At 54.1% G+C, this 10484-nt stretch carries 9 protein-coding genes; 4 read left to right on the top strand and 5 right to left on the bottom strand.

What is annotated here, in order from left to right; genetic code table 11:
- The first annotated feature begins 283 nt into the window (after positions 1-283).
- The 4 genes from I9185_RS20645 to I9185_RS20215 all read left to right on the top strand — a co-directional run bounded on the left by I9185_RS20645 (position 284) and on the right by I9185_RS20215 (position 5369).
- Entirely contained in the window at positions 284-1738 is a 1455-nt protein-coding gene (locus tag I9185_RS20645) for a carbohydrate porin (protein WP_210093932.1), read from the top strand.
- A 63-nt stretch (positions 1739-1801) separates the two neighbouring features.
- Positions 1802-2554, top strand: a complete 753-nt coding sequence (locus I9185_RS20225) for an SDR family oxidoreductase (RefSeq protein ID WP_171725203.1) — start codon at positions 1802-1804, stop codon at positions 2552-2554.
- 116 nt (positions 2555-2670) lie between these two features.
- On the top strand, positions 2671-3951 hold the full coding sequence (locus tag I9185_RS20220; RefSeq protein ID WP_210093931.1) for an MFS transporter: 1281 nt from the start codon (positions 2671-2673) through the stop codon (positions 3949-3951).
- Positions 3952-4034: 83 nt separating this feature from the next.
- Positions 4035-5369: an amidohydrolase family protein gene (locus I9185_RS20215; RefSeq protein ID WP_210093930.1), complete on the top strand. Its 1335-nt coding sequence runs from the start codon at positions 4035-4037 to the stop codon at positions 5367-5369.
- Positions 5370-5458: 89 nt separating this feature from the next.
- Here I9185_RS20215 and I9185_RS20210 read toward each other — a convergent pair whose 3' ends face one another.
- The 5 genes from I9185_RS20210 to I9185_RS20190 all read right to left on the bottom strand — a co-directional run bounded on the left by I9185_RS20210 (position 5459) and on the right by I9185_RS20190 (position 10347).
- A complete protein-coding gene (locus I9185_RS20210) occupies positions 5459-6379 on the bottom strand; it encodes a hypothetical protein (RefSeq protein ID WP_210093929.1) in 921 nt (306 codons plus the stop codon).
- Positions 6380-6390: 11 nt separating this feature from the next.
- Positions 6391-7413 (bottom strand): alcohol dehydrogenase AdhP, encoded by a 1023-nt coding sequence (gene adhP, locus I9185_RS20205; protein ID WP_171725199.1) that lies wholly within the window; start codon positions 7411-7413, stop codon positions 6391-6393.
- Between the two features lie 66 nt (positions 7414-7479).
- On the bottom strand, positions 7480-8229 hold the full coding sequence (locus I9185_RS20200) for a glucose 1-dehydrogenase (protein ID WP_171725198.1): 750 nt from the start codon (positions 8227-8229) through the stop codon (positions 7480-7482).
- Between the two features lie 91 nt (positions 8230-8320).
- The gene (locus I9185_RS20195) at positions 8321-9091 is read right to left on the bottom strand and encodes an SDR family oxidoreductase (protein WP_210093928.1); all 771 of its coding nucleotides are present in this window, start codon (positions 9089-9091) and stop codon (positions 8321-8323) included.
- A 302-nt stretch (positions 9092-9393) separates the two neighbouring features.
- Positions 9394-10347, bottom strand: coding sequence for a helix-turn-helix domain-containing protein (locus I9185_RS20190; RefSeq protein WP_210093927.1), 954 nt, complete (start codon positions 10345-10347; stop codon positions 9394-9396).
- Between the last annotated feature and the right edge of the window lie 137 nt (positions 10348-10484).

Raw genomic sequence — 10484 nt, 5'->3', positions numbered from 1 at the left:
CCAGATCATTCAGCCTGAACAACTTTGCAATACCCCTTGAGCACTTGAAGAAGGGTCTCGCGGGTTTCGTGAAGTCCCGCCCCCTATCTTCAACTCACCTCTCGCGGCCGCGCAACCGCCCTTCCTCGCTCAGGCGAAGCTAATCTGACAATACCAGCCTTAATTTCCCCGTGACGGATTTAGGATAGTAAATTGGCGATTTGCAGCTCGATGTTTGCCGGACTTCGGATTGTCGCTTTTGGACGATAGTTTTTACCTTACGGTGCCCGCCAGAGGACCTGCTGTGAAACGAATCTACTCAAACCTCTTCTCGACTTTTCGAGTCTCTCGCGTCGCAAAAAAAGCATTCGATCTCTGCAACTCTACTGCGAACCATTTCAAAATAACACAGTCAGCGCGACACCTCAAAAAAACGAGCGCTTCCGCTCGTGTAACACTTGATGAAAGTACGCATCGTCAATGTGGTGAGAGTGAGCGCGCCGGGCCCAAACTTTTGAGGTTGTTCAGCGTTGCATGCGCTTTATTTTGTCCCGCTTCTGTTCTTGCTCAGAGCGGCGTCGAAGCTGCGCCAGCGCGGTTAGGTGCCGGTTTTGGCGGACCCAGCGCACCTGAGGTCTACTTGGATGAAATCCAGAATCGTCGAACTGACACGGGTCCCTCTTATATCTTACCCGGTTTTGACAAAGCGCTAGATCCTTGGTTCAAATTCAAGGAACGCATCGAGCAAAACGCCAACTTTCGTATGGGCGGCCACTACCAGATCAATTATCAAAAGGCAGATCGCGTTCTAAACGAGCCAGACTATGGCTTAGGGGGATTGTTCCGGTTCACGGGAGTATGGAAGTCAAGGGGTCTCGAGAACCGCGACGCGGGGCGGATAGAATTCACATTCGATTACAGACATGCAATTGGGAATGGCGTTGCGCCCAGTGCTTTGGCGCAGCAATTCGGATATGTCGGCACAACCAACGCAATTCTTGGAGACACCAAGTTTGATCTCTACTCGCTTTACTATGCCAAACCGTTCCGTAGCGGAACATCAGGCTTTGCCATAGGGCGGATTGACCCGAACAACTTTTTCTACACCCACGGGTTTTCAAATCCTTGGACCGGTTTCATGAACAACGAAGTCGTCAACCCGGTCAGCGTGCTGCAGCCACAATCGAGTTGGGGCATTTTGGGCGGTTACTATTTTAACGATAATATCTACGGCGTGGCTGGCACCTTCGACGCCAATGGATTTACATCTGACGACCTCGAATTTTTTGAGGGTGGTGCGGAATTCTGGACTGGCGTAGAACTCGGCTACGTGCCCTCGCAAGCGGAACGGTTGGACAAGAAAATCAGCCTCACGCTATGGCACCTCGACGAACGTGAAGACGCCGGAACGGAAGAAAGCTACGGCGCAGCGCTCACAGCGAGCTGGACATTCGGCGATTGGAACCCGTTTACTCGCATAGGATTCTCGGAGGGGGACGCGCCCCCTTACAACACATCGTTTCTGGCAGGCTTTCGCAAAAAGATGCGAAACGGGGCTGACATCCTTGGTCTTGCCCACTCCCGCGGAGAATCTTCTGCCGGTTTCGGCTGGCAAAACGCAACCGAGCTTTTTTATAACTACTACCTCGCCAAAAACCTGGCCGTCACGTTCGACATCCAGAGGATCGGAAACCCACTTCTGAATCCAGTCGATGACGAAGTCTGGCTGTTCGGTATTCGGACAAGGATCACATTTTGAAGATCTCGACCTCCGAAGAAATACGGACACAAATCAAACGCAATCAAGAATAGGAGCGACCACATGAACAGAATGGATGGAAAAGTTGCGATTATTACAGGCGGCGCTAGCGGTGTCGGCCTCGCGGCATCGGAGCTGTTTTTGAAAGAAGGTGCCAAAGTGGTCATCTTCGACCTGAATGAGGATAGCTGCAAGGCAGCGGTTGAACAGCTTGCCTCCGACGATGTGATTTATGTTGCTGGCGATGTGACCAACCGAGACGACAGCTTCAGAATGGCCGCCACAGCCGAAGAAAAGTTCGGTGGTATCGACGCGCTGGTCGCCAACGCCGGTGTTGAAGGCAAACCGTTGGCAATCATGGATGTCACCGAACCGGATTTCGATTTCCCTTTTGCCGTCAATGTCAAAGGTCCGCTCTTTAACATGCAGGCCTGCGTACCATCGATGATCAAGCGTGGCGGCGGCAGCGTCGTGATCACGTCATCGGTCGGTGCGACCATGGGGGGGCAGACCACGGCCTACAATGTGTCCAAACACGCAGTGACCGGGCTTGTCCGCTGCGGAGCAAGGCAACTGGCACAACACAAAATCCGGGTGAACTCGGTCAATCCCGGCCCCATCGCGACACCGATGTTCCTGCGCGTCGAGGAAGAACTGGGCGAGGAATTTTCAAAGGCTTACAAGGCGAAAATCCCACTGGGACGTTGGGCGGATCCTATGGAGATCGCCGAAGCGCTTCTTTACATGAGCAGTGATGCATCCACATGGATCAACGGCACCGTGCACATGGCGGACGGTGGCCAGAAGGCGATCTGACCCACGTGGAAACAACCCTGTTCGCGACGCGAACGCGGACAGGGCGACCAAAACAACGCGCCTAGCGGCGCTCGACGGCCGACTGCATTGCCAACGAAAATCGAAGGAATGAAACCATGAGCACCAAGAACACATATGGCTGGTTTGTCGTTGGCACGACACTCGCAAACCAAAGTATTGCGATGGGCGTTCTGCTTTCGGGCTACGCGCTATTTGTCTTGCCCTGGGCCGAGGAATTCCAGGTACCACAAAGTCAGGTGTTGCTTGGCTCTACCATCGTGCTGGTCGTCAACAGTCTGGCCAGCCCCTTTGCAGGCAAGCTGATGGACAAGTTGAGCCTGAGAACGTTGATCCTGATTGGGGTTGCCTGTTTTGCGGCTGGTCTACTGCTCATATCGTTTGCATCAGCGTTCTGGATGATTCTGGCTGCCTACGCGACGCTTCTTCCCGCAGCTATCATCTTTTGTGGCTCACTGAGCTCTCAAACACTTGTTAGCAAATGGTTTACGGAGGGCCGCGGCGTGGCTCTGGGCGTTTCGTCTCTGGGAAGCTCGGTTGGTGGGTTTGTACTCCCCTTGGTCATTTCGGCCTTGATCGCGGCGTTTGACTGGCGGATGACGATGATCATTCTCGCCGTCGGCGCAGTTGCAGTGTTGTTTCCTCTGAATGGGTTGGTGCTCAGAAAGGATCCGCCGAAGCCTGCGGACCCGTCTGAAACGGATACGCAGGCGGGTGCGCAAGTCGAACCTGACTGGATAGCCAGTCAGCTTGTCAGAATGCCGACGTTCTGGATTCCGGTTCTGGGAATTGTTCCCTTGATGGCGGCCTATACCGGCGTGCAGTTCAATCTGGGTGCTCTTGTAAATTCGCTTTCCTTCGGTGAAGGCGCCGAAGGGGTCAAGGACGGACTGGCCGCTAAGCTGATCTCCACTATCGCGGTGGGCCAGGTGATCGGCAAGCTGGCGGCAAGCAGTGCAAGCGAACGGATCGATCACCGCGTTGTCTATTGGATTATGGCGGTCCTGATGGCAGCCGCCCTATTCTTGTTGTCCGGTGAGCCTTCCGTGACAGTGCTCTACATCGCGTGTCTATTGTTGGGCTCCGCTGTTGGTGCAACACTGCCTATGCTGCCAATCTTTTATACCTCCCGGCTCGGAGCAAAATCGATCGGTGTGATTCTGGGGATCGCGACGTTGGTTCTAATTTTGGGAAGCTTTGGTTCGTATGTGACCGGGTTGATCTATGAAGCCACGCAATCTTATGACACAGCATTCCTCGCCATGGGTGCTCTGCTGATACCCGTTTCCATTGCCATGTTCTTCTTGCCTTCGCCTGAGAAGGCAAGAAAGAGCTGGTCTCAAGCCACCCTCCAAAGCGCAGCGACAGAAGGTGCTTGAGAAACAACGGCAGATGCCAAATGTGCACAGGCTGGCTGAGAGCGTCCACTATACCGTGCGAGCTATTAAGAGAAGGAATAGAGATGAAACTTGCGATCGGACTAGTGGTGGCGCTAGCCTCGTCCTCTGCGGCATTGGCGCAAGAGGCAGTCGGCCGCGTCCTCTTCGAGAACGTCGATGTCTTCGACGGTATGAATGAGGCGCTGATAGAGGACGTGAACGTTCTAGTTGAAGACAATGTGATAAGTCAGATCACTTCTGCCGATATCGAGTCTCGGGGGGCCGTTGTAATAGACGGCAGCGACCACACTCTGATGCCGGGCCTAACGGATGCGCACTATCATGTTATGACGGCGACCTTGCCCGCCTCGAAGATATTTGGAGAGCATCCGGGTTACATGCACACGGTCGCCGTGCTCGAAGCCGAAGCATTGCTGATGCGTGGTTTTACCACTGTACGCGATCTCGGAGGACCGGTTTTCGGTTTGAAATCTGCGATTGACGACGGCGTAGTCCCTGGCCCTCGTATCTATCCGAGCGGTCCATTGATTTCGCAAACGTCCGGGCACGGTGACGTTCGGACGCGCATGCAGGTCCCGGCTGAGGCCAATCGCATTCTTGAGCCGTTGGAGCGCACCGGGCTGGGTATTGTCGCCGACGGGCGACCCGCCGTCCTTCAACGCGTCCGGGAAGCGCTGATGCAGGGCGCTTCGCAAATCAAGGTCATGGCCGGTGGCGGTATCAGTTCGTCAAATGACCCGATAGATGCGTCACAGTACACGCTCGATGAACTAAAAGCCGCTGTCGAGGCCGCCGCGAGCTGGAATACTTACGTGACGGTTCATGCCTACACTTCCGACGCGGTTCGTCTGGCGGTCGAGGCTGGTGTGCAGTGTATCGACCATGGTCAGCTTATCGATGAAGAGACAATAAAGCTTCTTGCTGAAAAAGGCGTGTGGCTTTCAATGCAACCGTTTCTCGATGACGAGGATGCTATGTTTCCTGCTGAGGGATCTCCTAACTTGCAAAGGGGAAAGTTCCTTCGGGTTGCAGAGGGGACAAAACGCGCCTACGAGTTGGCCAGAAAACACGGCGTCAAAGTTGCCTTCGGTACGGACATTGCCTACGACCCTGAGTTGGCAAAAAGACATGGTTATCAGTTGGCCAAGCTGACGCAGTGGTATTCGCCCTTTGAAGTTCTGAAAATGGCGACCCACGACAATCAACAGTTATTCGCCTTGTCCGGTCCAAGAAACCCATACCCCGGGAAAAACGGTGTGATTGAAGAGGGCGCCTATGCCGATATTTTGCTGGTGGCAGGCAACCCGCTGACCGATATCTCCCTGATCGGCAACCCCGAAGACAACTTCACAATCATCATGAAGGACGGACACATCTACAAGAACATACTCGAGTAGCACGCTCAGTGCATGGTACACTCGCTTCTGGCCGATAAATTTGTTGGGATTGCCAAAACCTATCCGGACATCTGCCGATGTCTGCGCTTTCAGTAACGGGAAATTGGGGCAAGCACGGCAGCGCGGGTCGCAGCGTCTACAGAAGGCAATGGTGGGTTTCGCTGAAAAGGATTGGTGACCACCGGACTGATCTGAAACTCAAATCTTGTGTCTTGCGCAAAACGATCAGGCGCTTGAAGGTTCTTTTCGGCTATGAAGGCCAGCTTGAAAGGAAGTCCTCCGATTTCAGTTGTTTTGTTAACATTCAGTGTAACAGGGAATGTCCATGCTTCGCTTGATGTGGCCTCCCAGTTATAGGTGATAATAGGATCAGTGCCGATCAACCATCCATTGCCAATACTTGCAAAGGCAAAATACTGAAAGGATGTGAGAGAAGTCGACGGACCGCTCCCTCCAACCTTTTCGTTGTGGCTCGGGAAGATACCGAACAGTCCCCAATTCGTTGTCTTTACCGCTACAAAGCTGGGCCCTAGCAACCAGTTGTCAGAAGAAAGACTGTTTCCAACAGGGATCGATCCAACCGCGCCGACGCCGAGAGTCCAGTCCCCGTTTTGCCACGCATAGAGCACGTCGAAAGGAATATCGAGCCAGCCATCTTCACCTCTGAAACGGCCTGCAGCAGAGTCAAATACGGGAAAATCCTTTGCGTAAGTCAGAGCGGGCCGAAAAATTAGATTGTCGCCATTTTGAAGTTTAAACGGGAAAACCGGTCTGAATCTTAGGGTAGTGCTTTCCTGACCAGAGGCCCCAGGTAAATCACCGTCGTAGGTTCTGTGGGTTAAACTGAAATTCAGCGTGGCTTTTGCAGCGCCCGGATTGTTCAGTTCTTTGGCGAGCGCTTCCGCATCCTGTGCAGCTGCTTGTGAGGTGACACAGAAGGCGGAGCATGTAGCGAAGCCCAAGACGGCAAGGGTATACTGTAGCCAATCCGGCTTCGAAACGCTGTTCATTTTGAGACCCTTCACAGTTTCATGACAATGCGGCCGTCGATTTTGTTGGCACGCATACGGTCAAAAATGCTGTTGATGTTTTCCAAAGGTTCGGTTGCGTATTGCACCTTGATCTTGCCTTCGCCTGCGAATTCGAGGCACTCCGCAAGGTCTTGCCGCGTGCCGACAATGGATCCGCGAATTGTCTTCCGGCTGAGAACGGTGTCGAAAATGTCCAGATCGAACGTATCGGGCGGCAAGCCAACAAGGGACATGGTTCCCCGTTTTCCGAGCATACCGACACCTTGGGAAAAAGCAGTTTTTGATACAGCAGTGACGAGAACCCCGTCCGCACCGCCGCACATGCCAGCAACCTCCTTGACGGGATCTGTCTCAAGCGCATTGATCACGGCATCAGCGCCCAACCGTGACGCAAGCGCAAGCTTGTCATCCGTTATGTCCACGGCAATCACATGCAAACCCATTGCCTTTGCGTATTGCACCGCCAAATGCCCTAATCCGCCAATCCCGGATATAACAACGGTATCACCAGGCTTGGTGTCGGTCTCCTTGAGCCCCTTGTAGACCGTAACGCCTGCGCAGAGGATGGGTGCCGCTGGCTCAAAGTCGAGAGTATCGGGCAGATGGCCAACGTAGTTGGGGTCGGCGAGGACATATTCCGCATACCCGCCATTGACCGAGTAACCGGTGTTCTGCTGCTCGCCGCAAAGCGTTTCCCAACTGGAAAGGCAGTGCTTGCAATGGCCGCACGCCGTGTGAAGCCAAGGCACGCCGACCCGGTCGCCTTCTTTTACTGCCGTGACGCCGGCACCAACAGCAGCTACAAAACCGACGCCTTCATGTCCGGGAATGAAGGGCGGATTTGGTTTCACGGGCCAGTCACCATCCGCCGCGTGGAGATCGGTATGGCAGACACCTGACGCTTGCATTTTGACAAGGATCTGGCCTGCTTCCACTGTTGGCACACCCACTTCCATAATGCTAAGCGGCTTGCCAAACTCCGTTACGACGGCCGCTTTCATGGTCTTTGACATTTTGACTTCCTTTCTTCGGGTCAGCCGGTGTGTTCAGTTCCTGATCTGACCGATTGGATCAGAGAGCTACGAGAGTTCACCGCCATCGATCACATAAGCGGATCCAGTAATGCAGGCGCTCGCGTCGCTGCTCAAAAACAATATGACTTCGGCAATTTCAGCGGGAGTTGCGAACCGATGCAACGGGATCTGCGCTTTCATCGCGCCCGCCACTTTCGCCCCACCGGTTTGCAGTCGCGATTCGTACATCATGTTTGTCGATACGGCGCCCGGATTCACCGAATTGACCCTGATCTTGTATCTTGCAAGCTGTCTTGCCGCAGAGCGCGTCAGACCGGTCACTGCGTGCTGTGACGTTGTATAGGGCAAAGGCCCGGCGCGCTGCGCCGCGATTGAAGACTTGATGACGACGCTGCCACCGCCGCGTTTTTTCATATATTTTGCTACCGCTCGTATCCCATGAAACGGTCCCTTGACGTTCACCTTGTAGGGCAAGTCGAAGGCTTCCTCCGTTAAGCTCAGGATGTCCCGTGTGTCCCCTTCGATGCCGGCATTGGCGATAAGGATGTCGACACCGCCGAATAGCTCCACTGCTCTCTGAGCAAGTTTTACGTTGTCTTCCGGTTCCGCAACGTTGCAAGCGAGATAGCTGACGTTCTCGCGCCCGATCTGTCGCACAGCCGCCTTGCAAACGCCTTCGCTCAAATCAGAAACGAGTACCCTTGCGCCTTCGCTCACAAACAAGCTGGCCGTGGCCCGGCCTATTTCGCTCGCGGCACCGGTGATTATGGCAACCTTATTTTCCAATCTGTTCATGCAGCGAATAAGCACCCAAAACCGGAGGAAAAGAGCAGGACCGGCCAGCGCTCCGAGGCAGTTTGCACGCGGACCGGTCCAGTTTGCGCAACTAGTAAGCTGACCAACCAGAGTCGGCAGTAATCACCGCACCGTTGACGACTTTGGATTCGTCGCTCGCAAGGAACAGAGCCACATTTGCAATCTCTCTGGGGTGCGCTCGACGCGGGTTCAGCACCATGCCGGACAAAATCCGATCCTGAATCCGTTCCGAGTAGTTGGACATATCGCCCATGCTTTCGGAGATATTCGTCGCAGTGGAGCCCGGGCAGATCATGTTGCAGCGAATGTTCTCCTTTGCATACATGTGCGCCGTGCTTTTCGTGATGCCAATCATGCCGTGCTTTGCCGCCGTATATGCCGCCCCCGCACGCCCACCGCTGATGCCAGCGATGGATCCCACATTGACGATGACGCCGCCGCCTTGTTTTTCAAACTGCCGGACCGCCGCACGCATGCCATAGAAATTGCCTGTAAGGTCGACGTCCATGATCAGGTTCCAGCCTTTGTCTTCGACGTCGCCGACCGGCTGCATCTGGTCCATGATGCCTGCGTTGTTCACGAGCACATCAAGGCGACCGTAGGTATCGACGGCCAACTGGATCATCGCTTCGACCTGCGCCTTGTCCGCGATGTTCGATATGGTTGTCGCGACGGACTGCCCTTTGTCGGCAACCTCTTTTTCAAGCTCGTCGAGGCGATCCTGGTTGATATCTGCCGCGACGACTTTCGCGCCTTCGTCCAGAAACAGCAGTGCCATTTCCTTGCCCATACCGGAAGCTGCACCGGTAATGATCGTTACTTTGTCTTGCAATCTCGACATCTTAGGTCTCTCCAACTTGGCAGGCTGTACGAGCCTGGATCACTGTGAGGGCGTGGCAACCCGTCTGTCTGACGCGCGAAACAAATCGCCCCCATGGTTCGAATAGACGCTACAAATCGAGGGCAATTGTCTCTATGCAGCTAGCGGCAAAATCATGCGCCTAATGCGCCAAAGACATATCCGATTTCCGACAACGCTTTTGAGCAAGTCGTTTCGGTGACTGCCACGATCCAAAGAGACATGGCTTCGTGATACGCTAATAGCAGTTCCGCGAGCTGCGGTGCTCCGGGCGCGCAGAGCCCTCAACCGCAGCCTTGCGGCGACCCTTCTGTGCCAACCGCTTTGCCGACAACTTCACTTGGCAGGACGCCAAAGTGGGTTTGAAACTCAGCAGCAAAACGTCCCAGATGTGAGAACCCGAAATCCATGGCGGCTTTGGTGATGGCCCCATGCCTCCCCCGCTGGGACTTCAGCGATCTCCGCACTTCTTCCAGCCTTTTGATGCGGGCGTATTGATTTGGAGAAAGCCCGTAGTGCGCTTTGAAATGCCTCAACAAGGTGCGTTCGCTGGTCGCCGTGACTTCCGTCAACTCGGAGATCGAAACGGGTCGGTGCAGATTTTCCGCGATGAAATCAGATGCTTTTATGAGCCTGTCATGCTGCTTGAAGTTCCGGTCCGACGCAACGCCACGACCAACGCGAACCTTTCTCAGAATATTGACGATGTCCTCTACGATCAGGGTCTGCAGTTCGCCAGCAATTGCAAAGTTGCTTTCAGAAGAGAAACACGCCGCCAGCGTAGATTTCAGGTTCTCGGCGTTTTTCTCGGGCAACCTGAGAGCCGCAGGCTCATTAATCGAAAAGATATTTCCTGCGGGACTAGCGCTCGGAACGTGAGGGAGCAGCACTTCCCGCGGTACCGAAATCGTAACGACATCAATATATCCGCCTGTCACCATGGACAGATGAAAACCACTGGGAACAAACCACAAATATGCGCTTCCGCCGGGCAGGCCTGCTATCCGCGCATTCTCCCCTTCAAGCACCGACATGAATGTCAGCGTATCTGCGAACATTACGCCGCGGTATTCGACGCTTCTGTCCACCACCTCTCGGACCAGCCCGACCTGACCCACCTGAATTGATCTGGATGACGCCTTGAGATAGCCCTGATCCAGTTGCAAATAGCTGCAATCGAAACCTGCATCCACAGCGGCTTCATTCAATTCGTCTATGGCGTCGAGGTTTCTATCCACTCTTGTTCTCTTGTGAAGCCTATCGCATTGTAAAGGCCCTTTGTTTATTGAAACTAAAATAACATCGCGTCGCGCTGCTTACAAAGCGTTTTAGCTAGCGTATTGCTACTATGTTCCAACCAGCCCATTAACAGTAA

It is taken from the genome of Ruegeria sp. HKCCSP346 (assembly GCF_017872595.1).
GTDB lineage: Bacteria > Pseudomonadota > Alphaproteobacteria > Rhodobacterales > Rhodobacteraceae > Ruegeria.
This window is presented reverse-complemented; position numbering and strand designations above follow the sequence as displayed.

Bases quoted from the DNA above. Each gene is read 5' to 3' on its own strand.
- I9185_RS20225 (WP_171725203.1), top strand. From the start codon at position 1,802: ATGAACAGAATGGATGGAAAAGTTGCGATTATTACAGGCGGCGCTAGC.
- I9185_RS20220 (WP_210093931.1), top strand. From the start codon at position 2,671: ATGAGCACCAAGAACACATATGGCTGGTTTGTCGTTGGCACGACACTC.
- I9185_RS20215 (WP_210093930.1), top strand. From the start codon at position 4,035: ATGAAACTTGCGATCGGACTAGTGGTGGCGCTAGCCTCGTCCTCTGCG.
- I9185_RS20210 (WP_210093929.1), bottom strand. From the start codon at position 6,379: ATGAACAGCGTTTCGAAGCCGGATTGGCTACAGTATACCCTTGCCGTC.
- adhP (WP_171725199.1), bottom strand. From the start codon at position 7,413: ATGTCAAAGACCATGAAAGCGGCCGTCGTAACGGAGTTTGGCAAGCCG.
- I9185_RS20200 (WP_171725198.1), bottom strand. From the start codon at position 8,229: ATGAACAGATTGGAAAATAAGGTTGCCATAATCACCGGTGCCGCGAGC.
- I9185_RS20195 (WP_210093928.1), bottom strand. From the start codon at position 9,091: ATGTCGAGATTGCAAGACAAAGTAACGATCATTACCGGTGCAGCTTCC.